This is a genomic window from Actinoplanes sp. NPDC051513, assembly GCF_044454685.1.
Classification (GTDB): domain Bacteria; phylum Actinomycetota; class Actinomycetes; order Mycobacteriales; family Micromonosporaceae; genus Actinoplanes.
In genome coordinates this window covers 48,862-66,241 of record NZ_JBITDW010000022.1, presented here as the reverse complement: position 1 = coordinate 66,241, position 17,380 = coordinate 48,862, and the positions used below count along the sequence as shown (strand labels likewise).

The window sequence follows — 17,380 nt, the reverse complement described above, 5'->3', positions numbered from 1 at the left end:
CGGGAACCTTCAAGCGGGCCGCCCCGGGAGCCGATTCGTGTTGGTGCCAGCGGGATGTCCCGCAGGTGGGCGGGCCGCGGTCGGATTCCCCTCGGCGATCGGGCCCGCCCGGGCATCGCGGCCGGCCGCCCGGCCGCGATCCACAGCGCGATCCGCGACGGGGGAGGACCGGTGGGTACGGAACTGCACGTCGGCGCGGATGCCGAGAAGACCGTGGTCTCGGCGTACGCGCTGAGGACCCGGACCGGACGCGCCCGCCGACTGCGGACGGGCAGCTTGATCGAGTCTCAGCCGGTTCTGCCGAGCGGGCGCGGCCGCGAGATCCGCGTGACCTTCCTGGCCCGGGTCAGCCTGCCGCTGCTGTTCGCCGGGGCGCTGCTGTTCGTCTCGGGCGTGCCGGCCTGGCTGCTCGCGAGCGTCGTCCTCGGCACGGTCGGAGCGCTGGGATGGCTCGATCGCCGCCGGTCCCAGCAGGCGGTCTTCGCGCTGCCCGGTGAAGCACGGGTCCTGCGCACCCGGGAGGAGCGCGCCGCGTTCCACCGTGCCGTCGCCGCGGCCCGTCGCGTCCGGCACACCTGGCCGGGGTTGCCCGGCATGATCGATCCCGTGTCCGCGGACCGCTCGCTCACCCAGGCCCTCGACGATCTGGCCACCGTGCTGGTCCGGCGGCAGGAGATCCGCCGGCTTCGTGCGGGGCTCGATGGCGTACGCCGCCAGGACGTCCCCGACGCGAGCCGTGCCGTCCTCGCGCTCGCCGAGCAGCGCGACCGCGCCGAGCGACTCTGGCTCGAGACCGGCGAGCAGGCCAACCGGATCCTGCGTGCGATCGACGAAGCGGCCCTGGCCGGCGAGTCGTTCCTGCAGGAGCAGCGGATCGGCGCCACCGCCCGGCAGGCCGAACTGGCCCTGGCCCGGCTCGGCGCCGGCGCGCCCCCGGCCGACGCCGCCCCCGAGCTGGCCGATCGCACCGCGGCCGTGGTCAGCGCCTACCGCGAGCTGGCGGACAGGGAATCATTGTTGCCATGACGGCAACCGACGACGTGCTGCGCGAGGTCGGCCCGCGGTTGCGGGCGCTGCGCCGCAAGTCGGGCATCACCCTGGCGGCGCTGGCCGAGACCACCGGCATCTCGGTGAGCACGCTCTCCCGGCTCGAGTCGGGGCAGCGCAAGGCCACACTGGAACTGCTGCTGCCGCTCGCCCAGGCCTACCGGGTGCCGCTCGACGAGCTGGTCGGGGCGCCGCAGACCGGCGACCCGCGCATCTACGCCCGGCCGATCGCCGACCACGGCGCGCTGATCGTGCCGCTCAGCCGCAACCCGGGCGGGCCGCAGGCGTTCAAGCACATCATCGCCGCAGGTCAGCGCCTCGACCCCGACCCCAAGACCCATGAGGGGTACGAGTGGCTGTACGTGCTCAGCGGCAAGCTGCGGCTGATCCTCGGCGAGCACGACCTGGAGTTGGCGGCGGGTGAGGCCGCCGAGTTCGACACCCGGGTGCCGCACTGGTTCGGCAGCACGGGCAGGCCGGTCGAGTTCCTGACGATCTTCGACCGGCAAGGGGCACGCATCCACGTGCGTGCCCGCCCGAAGGCCGGCCGGCAACGGCCTGCTCAGTAGCGCCGGGGCGTTCCGGGCGGCCGCGAACCGACCGGTCGTGATCCGCGCGGGCGGGTACCCGCCCCACGGTCACGCAAATTCATTCCTTTGTGTGACTCGACCGTCACCAAGAATGCAACTACTTTGTCTGACGACATGCGTGCCCCCGCCCATGCCCGGTTACCGTCCGCTACCAAGGTCAACGATCCGGCGGTCGGTGGGACGTTCTCGGCCTCTTTCCGGGGTTTCGTCTGGGGTTTTCCGCCGCGGGTCAGCTCAAGCCCGCCTGGTGGTGGACAACTGGCGGGGGACGGTCAGGCGCGGGGCGGGTGTCGTGCCGAGGGCATCGACCATCAGGGTCTGCACGAGGGCCGGGCCGGGCAGCCGCCACTGTGTCCGCTCGGGCGGAACGGCCCAGCGCACCGGCCCTTCCAGCATCCGGCTGGGCGGGGCCGGGATCCACGAGCCGCGGCCGTGACGCACCACGTCCAGCCGATGATCCAGTTCGGAGCGGAGCGGCTCACCGGGCCGCACCAGGAACATCCAACGTCCGGCCGCGGTCACCGCGACCGGCCCGAGGGCGTCCGCCCGGCCGGCGCCGGGCAGGCTGTGCTGCAGCCGCGCGGCGCCGAGCACGCGCAGGCCGAGCGCCGCCGGCACCTCCAGCGCGTCGAACTTCCCGCCGGTCGCCAGCAGGACGCTGTACGGCCGGCGGCGCCACCAGTCCGACACCAGGCCGGGGTCGGCCGACGCGGTGTCCTCCCAGGACTCCAGCGCCGGGTGGCACGCCATGATCGGGCAACCGGGCCGGCCGCAGGCGAACCGGTGGCCGGTCAGGCACGCGCCCGGCGTCACGGCCCAGCCCAGGGCCGCGTACCGCAGGGCGTGCCGCCGCAGCCGCAGCCGGTCGAACCGGCCGGCGAGGTGCGTTGGGACGAATGGCCGGTTGGCGGTCCACTGCATGGCTCGATAACCCCCGATCTGGGCGGTTGGCGGCCATATCAGCCGCCGGTGCCGTATCCAAGCGCGACACGCGTCGTTGGGTTCGGCAGATTCACCCTTTGCAAGTTGCAACGAAAACTACGAGCATCGGTGAGCAGGCGATCACACACGATGTGCGACGTGCGCACACGTGGGTCGATCACACTGCAATCGACACAAGGGCTCGCCGGCGGGGGTCGCTGGTGAGTCGGGGGAGGCATCGTGGACGAGCTGCCGATCGGCCGCCGCGTCGCCTACTGGCGCGGCCGACGCAAGATGTCCCAGCAGGTCTTCGCAGACCGGCTGGGAAAATCCAAGAGCTGGGTCGACAAGGTGGAGCGGGGGGTCCGCCGGCTCGACAAGTTCTCCGTCGTCTACGAGATCGCCGACGTGCTCCAGGTCGACGTCCAGCTGCTGCTGGGCAAGGACGTGGAACGACGGCCCGAAACGCAGAACTGCATCGACCAGGTGGAGGTCGAGGAGATCCGGGCGGCCCTGGAGCGCTATGACCAGATGAGCGCGTTCTTCCAGGCCGTGCCGCATTCGCCGCCACTGACGGAGATGCGCAAGGCGGTCAGCCATGCCTGGCTGACCTATCAGCACGCCAAGTACGGCGTATTGGCGCGTGCCCTGCCCAAGCTGCTGCGCGACGCGCAGGCCGCGGACAGCGCGCACGCCAACAGCGCCGAGGCCAAGGACGCGGCCCACCTGCTCGGGCAGGTGTACCAGATCGCCTCGTCGGCGTTGCGCAAGGTCGGCGAGCACGAGCTGTCCTGGCTCGCGGCCGACCGCTCGATCGCGGTCTCGCAGCGGGCCGGCGACCAACTGCTGGCGGGCCTGGCGAGCTATCGCGTCGGCAGCGCGCTGCTCGCGCTCGGCCGGGTGCGGCCCGCCCTCGAGGTCAACGTCAACATCGCGAACCGGCTCGCGCCGAGTCGCGAGCCCGCACAGGGCGACCGGCTCTCGGTGTACGGGATGCTGCTGCTCAACGGCGCGATGGCGGCGGCGCGCATCGGCGACAGCGCGACCGTTCGCGACCTGCTCTGCGGCGCCGAGCAGGCGTCGTTCGAGCTGGGCGGCGACTACAACCACTACTGGACCAGCTTCGGGCCGACCAACGTGCAGCTGCACCGCTGTGCCACGGCGGTCGAGCTCGGCGACGGCCGTACCGCGGTGGAGACCCACGAGAAGATCGACCAGGTGGGCTTCCACTCGCTGCTGCCCGAGCGGCGGGCGCACCACTTCCTCGACATCGCCCGCGGCTACACGCAAATCGGCAACATCGAGAAGGCGAGCGAGATGCTGCTGGAGGGCGACCGGCTGGCTCCGTCCGAGATCCGCTGCCGCCCGCTCGCCCACGAGGTTCTTTCCGACGTGCTCCGCCGTACGCGTGGCACGCCCCCGGCTCCGATCGCGGAGCTGGCCGAGCAGATGGGAGTCGGCGTATGAGTGGAGCGGGGAGGCTACGGACCCCGGCCACGACGGCGAATGATCGCCGAGTCGCGGAACGCAGGCCAGCACTGCGTGGAGCGGGGAGGCTACGGACCCCGGCCACGACGGCGAATGATCGCCGAGTCGCGGAACGCAGGCCAGCACAGGGGTGGGTCCGCCTGTGATTACCGGTAACCCCTCACCCGGCGTTCTGTACATCCTCGTCTGCGGTTCGCCGATCGCCAGAGACGTCGGGATCCTTGTTGGCCTGGCCCAGCAGGACGGCTGGGAAGTGTGCGTGATCACCACGCCGGACGGCCGGAAGTTCGTCGACGTGGCCGCGCTGCAACAGCAGACCGGACATCCGGTGCGTACCTATTACAAGAGCCCCGGCGACCCCGACGTGCTGCCCGAGGCGGACGCGATGATCGTCGCGCCCGCCACGGTCAACACCGTGAACAAATGGGCCGCCGGGATCACCGACACGCTCGTCCTCGGGCTGCTCGTCGAGGGCTACGGATACGGCGTGCCGACCGCCGTCGTCCCGTACACGAACAGGGTCATGGCTTTGCATCCGAGCCTGCACGAGAGTTTGGCGAAGCTGCGGGACTGGGGAGTCCAGGTGCTCTACGGCGAGGACGTGTGCCGGCTCGGTGGCCCCGGGCAGACCGATCGGTTCCGGGGACAGTTCCCGTGGCGGCGCGCCCTGCAGGCGGTCAGCAATCCGGTGACGATGAGCAGCCGAGTCGAACCGGACACGGTCGTCTAGGCAGATAGAGTTGTCGGCCGTGACCGACAACGCCGCATCACCCACCGTCCTCGACGTGGTGAACAGGCTCGACCTGCGTTACCCCCGGGACTGGGCGGAGTCGTGGGACCGGGTGGGACTGGTGCTCGGCGACCTCGCGCATCCGGTCTCCCGGGTCCTCTGCGTCGTCGACTGCGTTCCCGAGACCGTCGACCAGGCGCTGGCGGCCGGGGCCGACCTGATCGTGTCCCATCACCCGTTGCTGCTCAAGCCGGTGTCGTCGATCGCCCCCGACACGTACAAGGGGCGGATCATCCATCGGCTGATCCGCGGCGACGTGGCGCTGTACGCGGCGCACACCAACGCCGACGTCGCGAACCCCGGCGTCTCCGACGCGCTCGCCCGCCGGCTGGAGCTGGTCGATCTGCGGCCGCTCGTCCCGGCGACCGGTGCGGCCGCGGGGGAGGGGCGGGGTCTCGGCCGGATCGGCGAGCTGCCCGAGCCGATGGACCTCGCCGAGCTCACCGGGTTCGTCGCGGTGCGGCTGCCGGGCACCGCGGCGGGCATCCGGGCCGCGGGCGACCCCGGGCGGACGATCCGCACGATCGCGGTCTGCGGCGGCGCGGGCGACTCCTTCCTCACCGATGCCAAGAACGCGGGCGTCGACGCGTACCTTTGCTCTGATCTTCGTCATCACCCCGCCAGTGAGCATCTCGCCGAGGGCGGCCCCGCACTGCTCGATGTCGCCCATTGGGCGACGGAGCGCCCGTGGCTCGACGAGGTGGCCGAATGGCTGCGCGGAGAGTTCAGCGTCGAGGTTGTGGTGTCCGATGTGGACACCGACCCCTGGACGGTCCATGCTTTCAGTTCCTCGGAGAAGGAGACCCAGCCGTGAAGGCCTCCCCGGAAGCCCAGCGCCGCCTGCTCGACCTGCAGGCCATCGACACCACCCTCGCCCAGCTCGCGCACAAGCGCCGGTCGCTGCCCGAGCTCGCCGAGATCGATACGGTGTCGCGGGAGCTCAGCGCCCTGGAGGACGAGCGGGTCCGCGCCCAGGTCGCCGTCGACGATCTCGACCGCGACATCACCCGCTTCGAGAAGGACATCGAGCAGGTACGGCTGCGCAAGGAGCGTGACAAGACCCGGCTCGACGCCGGCGGCGCGCTGCGCGAGATCGAGGGTCTCCAGCACGAGCTGGCCACGCTCAACCGGCGGCAGTCCGAGCTCGAGGACGCCGAGCTCGAGCTGATGGAGAAGCGGGAGACGGCCGAGGCGACGCTCAACGAGGTGCGGTCGCGCCTCGACGCCGCCTCCGGGCGCCGTGCGGCGGCCGAGCAGAGGCGGGACGAGGTGCTGGCCGACATCGCCAAGGAGGAGGAGTTCAAGTCCTCCAGCCGGGGGCCGCTCGCCGCCGACCTGCCGGCCGACCTGGTCGCGCTCTACGACAAGATCCGGCTGGAGTCGGGGCTGGGCGCGGCGCTGTTCCGGTCGGGGCGGTGCGGCGGGTGCCGGATCGAGCTGTACGGGGCGGATCTCAACCGGGTGAAGGCCGCCGCGGCCGATGACGTGGTGCGGTGCGAGGAGTGCCGAAGGATCATGGTGCGTACCGCGGAGTCCGGGCTGTGAGAGTCGCGGTCGAGGCCGACGGCGGGTCCCGGGGGAATCCGGGGCCGGCGGGGTACGGGGCGGTGGTGCGCACCCATCCGACCGGGGAAGTGCTGCTCGAGCGGTATGGGGCGCTCGGCGTCACGACAAACAACGTGGCCGAGTACACGGGGCTGATCGAAGGGCTGTCGGCGGCGCTGGAGCTGAAGGCGACCGAGGTCGACGTGCGGATGGACTCGAAGCTGGTCATCGAGCAGATGTCCGGACGCTGGCAGATCAAGAATCCGGGGCTGCGGCCGCTCGCCGCCTCGGCCGCCGAGCTGGTGAGCCGGTTCGAGCGGGTTTCCTTCGAGTGGATTCCGCGGGAGCGCAACAAGGCCGCGGACGCGCTCGCCAACCTCGCCATGGACGAGGCGGCCGGGAAAGTGCCGCGCGGTACCGCCCCCGACGTCACCGACAAATCTGATCTGCCGGTCAAGGCGTCCTGGGCGCCGCCGGCCTCGCTCGAGAACGCGACCCGGATCATTCTCGTGCGGCACGGCGAGACGGCGCTGACCAAGCAGGGGCGCTACTCGGGGCGCGGGGACGTGCCGCTCTCGGACGAGGGGCAGGCGCAGGCCATGGCGGCCGGCGGGCGGGTCGCCGGCATCTCGCGGGACGTCACCGCGGTGGTGTCGTCGCCGCTGGGCCGCTGCGTGCGGACGGCCGAGCTGATCGCCGCCGAAGTGGGCGGGGTGCCGGTGACGGTCGTCGACGACCTGATCGAATGCGATTTCGGGGAGTGGGAAGGGCTGACCTTCGCCGAGGTGCAGTCCCGCTGGCCGTCCGAGATGTCGGCGTGGCTCGGGTCGACCTCGGTGGCGCCGCCGGGCGGGGAGTCGTTCCAGGCCGTGGCCAAGAGGACTCGCGCCGCTATGGCCACGGTGCTCAAGTCGTACGCGGGAGGGGTTGTCGTCGTTGTCTCGCACGTCTCTCCCATCAAGCTGATCCTCAGGGACGCGCTGGCGGCGTCGGACGCCTTCCTGCACCGGCTGTTCCTCGACCCGGCCGGGGTCTCCACGATGGACGTCTGGCCGGACGGCAACATCGCGGTGCGCTCGGTGAACGAGACGTCACACCTGCGGTAGTAGCCTCACGGCGTGAAGCGCTCGAATGAGACGCGGCTGACGTCGCGGCTGCGGCTCGAACCGATCGGGCACGTCATCTCGGTCGCTTACCCGTCGAGGTAGCGCAGGACGGCCAGGACGCGGCGGTTGTCGTCGTCGGAGGACTGAAGGCCCAGCTTCGCGAAGATGTTGTTGGTGTGCTTGGCGACGGCCTTCTCGGTGATGAACAGGGCGGCGCCGATCGCGGAGTTGGTGCGGCCCTGGGCCATGTTCGCGAGGACCTCGCGCTCGCGCGGGGTGAGCTGGCCCAGCTCGTGCTGGTGCAGGAGCTTCGAGACGACCGTCGGGTCGAGCGCGGTGCCGCCGCCGGCGACCCGGTTGACGTTGTCGATGAAGTCGCCGATGTCGGAGACGCGGTCTTTGAGCAGGTAGCCGATGCCGCCGTTGCCGTCGGCCAGCAGCTCGCGGGCGTAGAGGCGCTCGACGTACTGGGAGAGGACCAGGACCGGGAGGCCCGGGACCTGGGCGCGGGCGGCGAGGGCGGCGCGCAGGCCCTCGTCGGTGTGGGTCGGCGGGAGGCGCACGTCGACCACGGCCACGTCGGGACGGTGCTCGAGGAGGGCCTCGAGCAGGTCGGGGCCGTTGTCGACGGCCGCGACGACCTCGAAGCCGTACGCCTCGAGCATGCGGATCATGCCGTCGCGGAGCAGCGTCAAGTCCTCGGCCACGACGATCCTCATCGGCCCAGGCTATGCGATCAAGACGACCACAGTTGTGCCGGGCGTGAAGCGGGAGAGGTCGGCGAATATGCCGTACATCATCTTGGCCTCGTAGACCCGATTCAGCGTGACGCCGTGGCGGTCGCGGAAATCTTCGATGAAGACGTCGAGGGTCCTGGTGCGTTTGGCGTAGCCGCCGAAGTGATGGCTGGTGTCGATTTCCCAGTTGGTGGTGGGGGTCTTCTGGAGGCATTCGACGTCGCGGCGGAGGAAGTCGCCTTTGAGCGCGGCGTAGCCGATCGCACGCTGGGTGGGTGAGAGCCTGGTGGCCACGCCGGCCAGGGTGGCGCCGGTGCCGACCGAGCAGCTGAGGATGTCGAAGGGGATGCCGATCTCGTCGACCAGCTCGGCGCAACCTCGAACGCCCTGCTCGTTGGCGCCGCCCTCGGGGATGAGGTAGGGGTTCCCGTATTTTTCGGATAAATGTTCTAAGAAGACTTTGTCCGACCTCTGGCGGTACCGGGAGCGGTCGACGTACTCGAGCCGCATGCCGTGGCGTACGGCGGCCGCCAGCACCGGATTGAGCGGGTCGCGGTGCTCACCTCGTACGATGCCGACGGTGGTGAAGGGGAAATGGTGGCCGGCCGCGGCGGTGGCGAGAAGGTGGTTGGAGAATGCGCCGCCGAAGGTGAGCAGCGTGGTGTGGCCGGCCCGTTGTGCCGCCTCGATGTTGTATTTCAGCTTGCGCCATTTGTTGCCCGGGAAATCGGGGTGGATCAGATCGTCGCGCTTGAGGAACATGCGGATGCCGGCGGCGGTCAGGCGCTCGTCGTCGACGGGGCGCAGCGGCGAGGGCAGGCGGAACACCTCAGTAGTGTGCCGCTTTTCCGGGGCGACATGGGCGCCGACGTAGGCTCGGCGCGTGGAGCGGATCGATCTCGGCTCGGTGCCCTACGTCTCGGCCCTGGCGGACATGGAAGGCTGGGTCGCCGCGCGGCGCTCCGGCGAGGTCGGCGATCGGTTGTTCCTGCTCAACCACCCGGCAGTGATCACCTACGGCAAGCTGACGCCGCCGGGCGACCTGCCGGCGGACGCTTCCTGGATGCCCACCGTGGCGGTTGACCGGGGCGGGCATGCGACCTACCACGGTCCCGGTCAACTTATCGGATATATCGTGATGAACCTTCGCGAGCGCGGGCCGGGCGATGTGGTGCGGTGGCTCGAGAACGGGCTGATCAAGGCGCTCGCCGAGCTGGGCTTTCACACGATCCGCCGGGACACGCCCAAGGGGACGCCCAGCCTGGTCGGCGTGTGGACGCCGTCGCACGCGAAACTCGTCTCGATCGGGATGCGCATCCGGGGCGGGATCACCAGTCACGGGTTCGCCCTGAACATCGACCCCGACCTGTCGGTCTACGAGCGGTTCACGGCGTGCAGCCTCGAGGGTGTGCCGATGACTTCGCTGCGGCGTCTCGCCGAGGAGCAGGGGCGGCCGCTGCCGCCCGAGCCCGTGGTCCGCGACGCGATCGCCGCAGCGTTGTCCTGACGTCAGGCGGCCGTCGGGGCCGCGCTCTGGCCCAATGCGGTGGCCTTGAGCCTCTCGAATTCCGGCGCGGTGATGGCCCCCGAGTCGAGCAGCGACTTGGCCGAGGCGATCTCCTCGGTCGCGCTGCGCTTGCCGTCGGCCGGCGTCGCCACCGACCGGATGTACGCCTCCTGGCGCTTCTGCGCGTCAGACGCGTCACTGAGGGCCCGCTCGCTCATGCCGCCACCGCGTGCGATCAGGTAAACCAGCATGCCGAGCAGCGGGAGAATGATGAGGAACAGTGTCCACAGCGTCTTGCCCCACCCGCCGAGGCTCTTGTCCCGGAACAGGTCCCCGAAGATCCAGAAGAGACACATGAACCAGGCGAAGAAGAGAAAGAACTCGAACAGCGCCAGCAGGAACGACCCGTTGTCATTAAACACGTGACTACCCTCCTTTTGGCTTTCAGTGGACCTCTTGTCGGCCGTCGAGGCCTCATCCGCAACGGATAGGGGTAGTAGCACCACCACCGGACGGGTTCCAGGCTCCTCGTGCCGAAATGGCGTCTCGACCAGGCTCGATGGCATGACAACAGTGCTGGAGAAAGCCGGTCCCGTCCGCCGCGCCGAGCGGGCCCTCGCCCCCGATCTCATCCGCGGCTTCATGCTTCTGTTCATCGCGCTCGCCAACGCCGCGAACTTCGCCTTCGCCGGTCAGCCCGGCCTCGACGGCACGCCGCACGGCCTTCAGCGGGTCGTCAACTTCCTGATGACGACGCTCATCGACAGCCGCGCCTACCCGGTTTTCGCGGTGATGTTCGGGTACAGCCTGGTCCAGTTGGCCCGTCGAAACCCGGCCCGGGGCGTCCTGCTCCGCCGCAACGCCGCGCTGATCGGCTTCGGGTTCGTGCACGCGACCCTGCTGTACTTCGGGGACTTCCTGGGCGCGTACGGCATCGTGGGTCTTCTCGCCACGACGCTGCTGCTGCGTCGCAGCGACCGCTTCCACCGCCTGATCCTCTGGCTCTGGGGTTTCCAGACCGTCTATGCGGCGGTGCTCGCGGTCATCGCGGTGACCACCGCCCATGCCGGCGACGCCACCATCGTGAACAGCCCGAACCCGTCGCTGGCCGCCTCGTCGTACGCCTCCTCGCTGGTCCATCGGCTCGCCGAATGGCCCGTGCACACCGCCACGGTCATCCCGTTCATCGTCATCGTGTGGCTGGGCATCTGGGGCGCCAACCGGCGTCTGCTCGAGGAGCCGGGCCGGCACCGCACGCTGCTGCGCCGCGTCGCCATCGGCGGCCTGGGGATCTCGATCGCCGGTTCGCTCCCGTACGCCCTGGTGTCCGCGGGCGTGCTGCACCTGGACGCCGGTAGCGTCGACGCCATGTACCGAGTCCATGCCGTCACCGGCGAGTACGGCGGCCCCGGCTACGTCGCGCTGTTCGCCCTCCTGGCCCACCGGCTCACGGGCCGCTCGCTCACGGGGCGCGGGCAGATGATCGTCGCGCTCGGCCAGCGGTCGATGAGCGGCTACCTGTTCCAGTCGGTGGCCTGGCTGATCCTGTTCTCGCCGTGGGCGCTCGGCCTGGGCGGCACCTACACGGCGGTGGCCGCGGCCGTAGCGGTCTGGGTGATCTCGCTGATCGCCGCCCAGCGGATGAGCGAGTCCGGCTACCGCGGCCCGGCCGAGACGCTGCTGCGCCGGATCGCCTACCGGACCACGGCGTGACCAGGAGGATTCTCGCGGGGGTGGCCGTGGCGCTGTGCGCCGCGGTCACCCTGGCCTGGGCGGTGACCGGCCGGGGCGAGTTCTGGCCGCGCTGGGTGTACTTCGGCGTCGTGGTGCTGGGCGCCGCACCGTACGCGTTCGGCCGTGCCCTGCGCGTCCCGCCCGGCCGGCGCCGCTGGCTGGCGGTCGACGCCGCGTTCTGCGTGATGCTCGCCGCGGTCGACCTCACCGTCTGGGTGCTCTCCGGCGGCGGCTACTTCTGGCCGATGTGGACCATGCTCGGCCTCTCCCTCCTTCTCGGCGTGCACACATGGGTCGCCAGCCGGCCGCCCGGCCGGCGGGAGCGCGAGCTCCTCGCCCGGGTCAGCACGCTCAGCCGGTCGCGCAGCGATGCCCTCGACCGGCAGGCGGCCGAGCTCAAGCGGGTCGAGCGCGACCTGCACGACGGCGCCCAGGCCCGGATGGTCTCGCTCGCGCTCACCCTGGGCCTCGCCGGCGACCTGCTGCGCCGCGACCCGGACCGGGCCGCGGCGCTGCTCGAGGAGGCCCGGTCGACCGCCCGCTCGGCCCTCGACGACATGCGCACGGTCATGCACAGCATCCACCCGCCGGTGCTGGCCGACCGCGGCCTCGGCGACGCCGTGCGCGCGCTGGTGCTGGACCTGGCCGTGCCGGTGGCGGTGACCGGCGAGCCGCCCGCGCCGCTGCCGGCCGCCACCGAGACGGCCGCCTACTTCGCGGTGGCCGAGTGCCTGAGCAACATCGTCAAGCACGCGGCGGCGACGTCGGCCGCGGTGGCCTTCGGCGACGGCGCCGACGCCCTGCGGATCGCCGTGACGGACGACGGCAAGGGCGGCGCCGACCCGGCCGGGGGCAGCGGCCTGCGCGGCATCGCCGACCGTCTCGAGGCCGTGGACGGCGTGCTGAGGATGGTCAGCCCACCGGGCGGGCCCACCGTGGTCACGATTCAGGTTCCGCTAACTGGGCGCGCAGATGAGCCTCGACCGCGGCCGCCATATCGAGCGACGGGTCGCCCAGCAGCCACTGGATCTGAAGGCCGTCCATGAGAGCGACCAGGTCGCGGGCCGCCCGGGCCGGATCGATCCCGGGCCGGAGGTCGCCGGCCGCGTGTGCCTCGGTGTAGGCCTCCTCCAGTTCGTGCACTATTCGCGAATATCGATCGACGAAGTAGTCGTGTGCCGGGTGGTCGGCGGCCGTGGCCTCGGCCGAGAGGACGGTGAACAGCTCGACGATGCCCCGGCGGGTCATGTTGAGCGCGATCACGTCGATCAGGCGGAGCAGGGCCGCGGCGCCCGACGTGTGCCCGGCCGTGATGCGTTCCTGATCCACCTCGTCGCGGTGCGCCAGCACGGCCAGCAGCAGCGATTCCTTGGTGGGAAAATGGTGCAGAAGGCCCGGGTGCGAGATGCCGCAGCGGGCCGCGATCTCGCGCAGCGACGTGCCTCGGTAGCCGGCCTCGCCGAACAGCGCGGTCGCCTGGTCGAGGATGTCCCGCCGCTTGGCGCGGCCCTTCGCGTAGCCCACCGATAAATACTTACCAACTGGTCGGGATTCGTCTAGCGTCTGGCCCATGGCCGTGACACACCTCCAGCCTGCTCCGGCGCTGCGCCGGGCACGCGTCGCCACCTCGACGATCTTCGCGGTTCACGGGGCCGTGACGGGGTCGTTCGCGGCGCGTGTTCCCTGGGTGGCCGATCATGTCGGCGCCGGGGCGGGCGGGCTCGGCATCGCGCTGCTCATGCCGGGCGTGGGCGCCCTGCTGGCCATGCCGGTCTCGGCCCGGCTCGCGCACCGCTTCGACCTGCGCAAACTCATACGCGTCTTGATTGTCCTCTGGTCTGCCGCGCTGGTGCTCCCGGCCCTGCCCACCAGCCTGCCGCTGCTCTGCCTGTGCCTGGTGGTCTTCGGCGCGACGGCCGGCCTCGCCGATGTCGCGATGAACGCGCACGCCGTGCTGGTCGAGGAGCGCTACGAACGGTCGGTGATGTCCGGTTTCCACGGCTGGTGGAGCATCGGCGGCCTGGCCGGCTCGGCGGTGGCGGTGCTCGCGGCCCGCGCGGGGATGGGCGCGCCGGAGCACTTCGCGCTGGTCGCGGCCGCGCTGATCGTGATCGCCCTGGTCGCGTCGGCCTGGCTGATGTCGCATCGGGCCGAGCCTACGGCCGAGAAGCCGCCGGCGTTCGTGCTGCCGTCGCGCGAAGTGCTGGCGATCGGTCTGATCGGCCTGTGCGCGGTCTTCGCCGAGGGTGCGAGCCTCGACTGGTCGGCGGTCTACGTGCGCGACCTGCTGCACCATCCGGCCGCGACGGCCGCGGCCACCGTCTCGATCTTCTCGGTCTGCATGGCCGCCGCGCGGTTCGGCGGCGACTGGGTGGTGCGCCGGCTCGGGCCGGTGACGACCGTCCGGATCTCCGGGGTGTGCGCCACGGCAGGCGCGCTGATCGTGGTGCTGGCGTCGCCGGTGGCGCTGGTGATCGCCGGGTTCGGCCTGCTCGGCATCGGCATCGCGGTGGTGGTGCCGCTGGTGTTCGCGGCGGCCGGGCGGCTGCCCGGGCAGCCGGGGCGCAACATCGCCGGGGTGGCCGGCATCGCGTACGGGAGCGGGCTGATCGCCCCGGGCGTGATCGGGGGGATCGCGCATGTCTCGAGCCTGACAGTGTCGTTTACGCTCATCGTGGTGCTCGTCGCGCTGATGGGAGTGTTCGCGACCGTTCTGCGAGGCCGAAACTCGCTGTAACATACAAGTATGAGCGAAGATCAGGTGCTCGGCACCATCGAGACGCAGATGGCGATGCTGATGCGGCTCGGCGAGGCCACCCGCCGCTCCACCGGCGGCCCGCCGCACCGGGCGCTCGACCGCGCGGCGTACGTGATCCTGCGCCAGCTGGAGAAGGACGGCCCGCTCAACGTGTCGGTCCTGGCCGCTGCGCTCAACCTCGACGGCTCGACCGTCACCCGCCAGGTCACCGCCCTGCAGAAAGACGCGCTGATCGAGCGCCGTGCCGACCCCACCGACGGCCGCGGCACGGTCATCGCGGCCACCCCGCTCGGCCTCACCCAGGTCGACGCGGTGCGGCAGGCGCGCAAGGTCGTGTACGGCGCGGTGCTCAAGGACTACACCGAACAAGAGCGGAAGGAACTGGCCGACGTGCTCGAGCGGTTCGCCGAGGCGCTGGCCGAGCACATGCGCAGCCGCGTGTAGCGCGCAGAGTATCGGGGAAACTCGATCGGTATGAAGCGTCCGGCCACCCTGATCGGCGTCGCGCTGGGCGCCGTGCTGGTCCTCGGCCTCGCGGCCGTCCTCATCGGGTCGCTGTCCCGCCCCTCCGCGGCCCCGCGCGACGTGACCGGGCCGGTGGACGGGGTGCGGGCCGCGTCGTTCGAACTGCTCGACGGCGCCACCTCGGTGCGCGTCCGGGCATCCTCCCTGGGAGATGACCTTTACCGGGTCAGCGTGCCGTCCGACGCCGGCATCCGGCCCCGGGTGGACCGGGACGGCGGCGACGTGCGGCTGCGACTCGTGCCGTTCGGGGACGGCGGCGGCAGCGGCGTGGTCGACGTCGTCGTGAACACCTCGGTGACGTGGTCGCTGCGGATGACCGGCGGCGCACGGGAGACGCGCATCGACATGTCCGGCGCGACCACCGACCAGATCTTCCTGGCAGGCGGGGCAAGCTTGATCGACGTGGCGCTGGCGCGCCCGTCGCGTTCGGTCGCGGTGGCGATGACCGGCGGCGTCGACCAATTTCGCGTACGCCTGCCGTCAGGCACCCCGGTCCGCGTGACCGCGTCGTCCGGCGCCGGGAGCGTCACGATCGCCGGTCAGGCGCATCAGGGCGTGGCCGGCGGCCAATCCTTCACCGCCAACGGCTGGACGGACGGCGCCCCCGGCGTCGACGTGCAGGCCCGCGCCGGAGCGGGTGTCGTTATCGTCGATGCATGACCGCACCCATCAACGCGTTCACCGGTTCGCGGATCCGGCTCAGGGAACTGCGCGAGGACGATCTGACCGACCTCGTGACGTGGTGGCAGGACCCGGACGTGATGGTGACGCAGACCGCCGGCCCGTTCCATCCGCGCCCCGCGGAGCCGATCGCCGAGCAGTTTCGCACCTGGAACCGCAACAGCGGCACCGACGCCGGCCTCACGATCGTCAGCCGCTCGGAGGGCGAGGTCCTGGGTCACGTCGCGCTTTTCGGGGCTGACGCCCACAACCGTACGGCGACGTTCGCCATCATCATCGGCCCGCCCCACCAGGGCCGGGGGTACGGCGACGAGACGACCCGGCTGATGGTGCGCTACGGATTCGCCGAACTGGGACTGCATCGCATCCAGCTGGCGGTGGCAGGCTTCAACGAGCGCGCGATCCACACGTACGCGAAAGCCGGTTTTGTCGAAGAGGGCCGTGACCGGGAGGCGGTCTTCCGGGCGGGCAAGTGGCACGACCAGGTCCGCATGGGGATCCTCGAGCACGAATGGTGGGCGGCGAACCAGCCATGACCGATCCCCGGATCCGTGCGGCACGGCCGGGTGACGGGCCCGGCTGTGCCGAGATCTGGATGGACGTAGGGCGTCATTACAGCGATCTCGACCCGGTGGCCTTCCAGGTTCCCGACGCCGCCGGGCTGGCGGATTCCTTCGAGCAGGACACCGCTGACGCCGACGCCGACCAGCTACGGCTGATTGCCGAGGTCGACGGCGCCGTCGGCGGGCTGCTGGTCGCCGTCCTGCATCGGCCGGGGCCTCGGCCGGAGCATGAGCTCGTGCGGGACTTGTCGCGCCCCCGGCTGTTCGTCCAGATCCTGGCGGTCGCCGAGCGCCACCGCCGCACGGGTGTCGGCACCGCGCTCATGACGGCCGCTGAATCGTGGGCGCGCGAACGGGGCGCGGTGACCGTCATGCTGAACACCTACCTGCGTAGTCCGACATCGGTGCCGTTCTATGAACGGCGCATGGGCTACGGCCGGCGCGCCGTCGTGTTCCGCAAGGACCTCGGCGCTCTTTAGTTCAGGCGACGAAGTTGCGTGCCGTTCGCGTCAGCACGGTGAAACCCGTCGCGGTGAGGAAGGCCGCGTAGTCCTCCTCCTCCGTGTAGGCGTAGTCGAGAAGCCGGGCCGCTCCGCCGAGTTCCAGCCAGTCGGCCGCCTGGCCGACGAGCCAGCTGCCGATGCGCCCGCGGCGGTGGTGCGGCTCGACCCACAGGTTGCCGACGTCGGCCCAGGCACCGAGGCGGGAGATCCGCGGCCCGGTGTCGAGGTTGGTGTCCACCTCGATGTACCCGACGTTCTCGGCGCCGAGGACCGCGGTGATACGGGTCCCGTTGATGCCGACGGTGCGCCGGGTGGTCAGCCCGGCCAGCGGCGCGTCGGGGCGGTCGAGCTTGTCGATCCGGGCCACGAAGACGAGCTCGGTGCGGCCCTCGTGCCGGAAGCCGATCCGCTCGTAGATCGCCCGGATGTGCGGCCACTGCTCCGGGACGCCGTACACGCCCGGGGCGGGCAGCGTGCCGTCGGCATAGCGCCGGGTCACGGCCCACCGTTGGAGCTGGGCGTGGCAGGCGACCGCGAGGGCATCGCCGGCGGCGGCGGAGTCGGGCCAGAAGGGAGCGTCCGGCCAGCAGACCAGCCAGCGGATCTCGCCGGCGTTGCGGTAGTTCTCGGCGGTGTCGGCGTCGTCGCGATAGCGCAGCAGGTGGGCGGCGGCAACGACGCGGCCGCGCTGCTCGGCGACCAGGGTGACCCGGTCGCGGACCCAGCGGTCGACGATGAACTCGCCGGGCTCCCGCTCGAGCTGGCTCATCAGGGCCTGGACGGACACCGAGGCGCCGGGCACCACGGCGGCGATGTGGGCGTTGACGAGAGAGGTGACCTGTTCGCGGTCACCGCGCGCGAAGGGGCGGATCATGAGCGGACCTT

At 71.1% G+C, this 17,380-nt stretch carries 21 protein-coding genes; 15 read left to right on the top strand and 6 right to left on the bottom strand.

Annotated elements, in window-relative coordinates:
• The first annotated feature begins 171 nt into the window (after positions 1–171).
• Positions 172–1,026 carry a hypothetical protein gene (locus ACIA5D_RS40610; RefSeq protein ID WP_396035859.1) on the top strand — a complete coding sequence of 285 codons (855 nt, stop codon included), beginning with the start codon at positions 172–174 and terminating at the stop codon, positions 1,024–1,026.
• Positions 1,023–1,616, top strand: coding sequence for a helix-turn-helix domain-containing protein (locus tag ACIA5D_RS40605; protein WP_396035858.1), 594 nt, complete (start codon positions 1,023–1,025; stop codon positions 1,614–1,616). The genes ACIA5D_RS40610 and ACIA5D_RS40605 overlap by 4 nt, the downstream gene beginning before the upstream one ends.
• 255 nt (positions 1,617–1,871) lie before the next feature.
• Here ACIA5D_RS40605 and ACIA5D_RS40600 read toward each other — a convergent pair whose 3' ends face one another.
• Complete coding sequence (locus tag ACIA5D_RS40600; RefSeq protein ID WP_396035857.1) at positions 1,872–2,558, bottom strand: bifunctional DNA primase/polymerase; 687 nt, start codon at positions 2,556–2,558, stop codon at positions 1,872–1,874.
• A 240-nt stretch (positions 2,559–2,798) separates the two neighbouring features.
• Between ACIA5D_RS40600 and ACIA5D_RS40595 the strand changes: the two genes are divergently transcribed.
• The 5 genes from ACIA5D_RS40595 (at position 2,799) to ACIA5D_RS40575 (ending at position 7,487) form a co-directional block, all read left to right on the top strand.
• Positions 2,799–4,025, top strand: a complete 1,227-nt coding sequence (locus ACIA5D_RS40595) for a helix-turn-helix domain-containing protein (protein WP_396035856.1) — start codon at positions 2,799–2,801, stop codon at positions 4,023–4,025.
• A 163-nt stretch (positions 4,026–4,188) separates the two neighbouring features.
• Positions 4,189–4,776: a flavoprotein gene (locus ACIA5D_RS40590; protein WP_396035855.1), complete on the top strand. Its 588-nt coding sequence runs from the start codon at positions 4,189–4,191 to the stop codon at positions 4,774–4,776.
• Between the two features lie 10 nt (positions 4,777–4,786).
• On the top strand, positions 4,787–5,650 hold the full coding sequence (locus ACIA5D_RS40585; protein WP_396035853.1) for a Nif3-like dinuclear metal center hexameric protein: 864 nt from the start codon (positions 4,787–4,789) through the stop codon (positions 5,648–5,650).
• Positions 5,647–6,381: a zinc ribbon domain-containing protein gene (locus ACIA5D_RS40580; protein ID WP_396035852.1), complete on the top strand. Its 735-nt coding sequence runs from the start codon at positions 5,647–5,649 to the stop codon at positions 6,379–6,381. Before ACIA5D_RS40585 ends, ACIA5D_RS40580 begins: the two co-directional genes overlap by 4 nt.
• The gene (locus tag ACIA5D_RS40575) at positions 6,378–7,487 is read left to right on the top strand and encodes a bifunctional RNase H/acid phosphatase (protein WP_396035851.1); all 1,110 of its coding nucleotides are present in this window, start codon (positions 6,378–6,380) and stop codon (positions 7,485–7,487) included. Before ACIA5D_RS40580 ends, ACIA5D_RS40575 begins: the two co-directional genes overlap by 4 nt.
• An 86-nt stretch (positions 7,488–7,573) precedes the next feature.
• On the opposite strand, the gene ACIA5D_RS40570 is transcribed toward ACIA5D_RS40575, so the two are convergent.
• Positions 7,574–8,206 (bottom strand): LuxR C-terminal-related transcriptional regulator, encoded by a 633-nt coding sequence (locus ACIA5D_RS40570; RefSeq protein WP_396035850.1) that lies wholly within the window; start codon positions 8,204–8,206, stop codon positions 7,574–7,576.
• 9 nt (positions 8,207–8,215) lie between these two features.
• On the bottom strand, positions 8,216–9,052 hold the full coding sequence (locus ACIA5D_RS40565) for a 1-aminocyclopropane-1-carboxylate deaminase/D-cysteine desulfhydrase (RefSeq protein WP_396035849.1): 837 nt from the start codon (positions 9,050–9,052) through the stop codon (positions 8,216–8,218).
• Between the two features lie 55 nt (positions 9,053–9,107).
• Between ACIA5D_RS40565 and lipB the strand changes: the two genes are divergently transcribed.
• On the top strand, positions 9,108–9,731 hold the full coding sequence (gene lipB, locus ACIA5D_RS40560; protein WP_396035848.1) for a lipoyl(octanoyl) transferase LipB: 624 nt from the start codon (positions 9,108–9,110) through the stop codon (positions 9,729–9,731).
• A gap of 2 nt (positions 9,732–9,733) precedes the next feature.
• On the opposite strand, the gene ACIA5D_RS40555 is transcribed toward lipB, so the two are convergent.
• The gene (locus tag ACIA5D_RS40555; RefSeq protein WP_396035847.1) at positions 9,734–10,153 is read right to left on the bottom strand and encodes an SHOCT domain-containing protein; all 420 of its coding nucleotides are present in this window, start codon (positions 10,151–10,153) and stop codon (positions 9,734–9,736) included.
• Between the two features lie 142 nt (positions 10,154–10,295).
• Between ACIA5D_RS40555 and ACIA5D_RS40550 the strand changes: the two genes are divergently transcribed.
• Entirely contained in the window at positions 10,296–11,444 is a 1,149-nt protein-coding gene (locus ACIA5D_RS40550; protein WP_396035846.1) for a DUF418 domain-containing protein, read from the top strand.
• Entirely contained in the window at positions 11,441–12,511 is a 1,071-nt protein-coding gene (locus ACIA5D_RS40545; protein ID WP_396035845.1) for a sensor histidine kinase, read from the top strand. The genes ACIA5D_RS40550 and ACIA5D_RS40545 overlap by 4 nt, the downstream gene beginning before the upstream one ends.
• On the opposite strand, the gene ACIA5D_RS40540 is transcribed toward ACIA5D_RS40545, so the two are convergent.
• Positions 12,405–12,989: a TetR family transcriptional regulator gene (locus ACIA5D_RS40540; RefSeq protein WP_396035844.1), complete on the bottom strand. Its 585-nt coding sequence runs from the start codon at positions 12,987–12,989 to the stop codon at positions 12,405–12,407. The two genes, ACIA5D_RS40545 and ACIA5D_RS40540, sit on opposite strands and share 107 nt — an antisense overlap.
• Positions 12,990–13,035: 46 nt before the next feature.
• On the opposite strand from ACIA5D_RS40540, the gene ACIA5D_RS40535 reads away from it, so the two are divergent.
• The 5 genes from ACIA5D_RS40535 to ACIA5D_RS40515 are packed head-to-tail and all read left to right on the top strand — an operon-like array spanning position 13,036 to position 16,471.
• On the top strand, positions 13,036–14,202 hold the full coding sequence (locus tag ACIA5D_RS40535) for an MFS transporter (RefSeq protein ID WP_396035843.1): 1,167 nt from the start codon (positions 13,036–13,038) through the stop codon (positions 14,200–14,202).
• A gap of 9 nt (positions 14,203–14,211) precedes the next feature.
• Positions 14,212–14,667 carry a MarR family winged helix-turn-helix transcriptional regulator gene (locus tag ACIA5D_RS40530; RefSeq protein WP_396035842.1) on the top strand — a complete coding sequence of 152 codons (456 nt, stop codon included), beginning with the start codon at positions 14,212–14,214 and terminating at the stop codon, positions 14,665–14,667.
• 30 nt (positions 14,668–14,697) lie between these two features.
• Positions 14,698–15,408 carry a hypothetical protein gene (locus ACIA5D_RS40525; protein ID WP_396035841.1) on the top strand — a complete coding sequence of 237 codons (711 nt, stop codon included), beginning with the start codon at positions 14,698–14,700 and terminating at the stop codon, positions 15,406–15,408.
• Positions 15,405–15,965: a GNAT family N-acetyltransferase gene (locus ACIA5D_RS40520; protein ID WP_396035839.1), complete on the top strand. Its 561-nt coding sequence runs from the start codon at positions 15,405–15,407 to the stop codon at positions 15,963–15,965. The genes ACIA5D_RS40525 and ACIA5D_RS40520 overlap by 4 nt, the downstream gene beginning before the upstream one ends.
• A complete protein-coding gene (locus ACIA5D_RS40515; protein WP_396035838.1) occupies positions 15,962–16,471 on the top strand; it encodes a GNAT family N-acetyltransferase in 510 nt (169 codons plus the stop codon). Before ACIA5D_RS40520 ends, ACIA5D_RS40515 begins: the two co-directional genes overlap by 4 nt.
• A gap of 1 nt (position 16,472) precedes the next feature.
• Here ACIA5D_RS40515 and ACIA5D_RS40510 read toward each other — a convergent pair whose 3' ends face one another.
• Positions 16,473–17,369, bottom strand: a complete 897-nt coding sequence (locus ACIA5D_RS40510) for a GNAT family N-acetyltransferase (protein WP_396035837.1) — start codon at positions 17,367–17,369, stop codon at positions 16,473–16,475.
• Between the last annotated feature and the right edge of the window lie 11 nt (positions 17,370–17,380).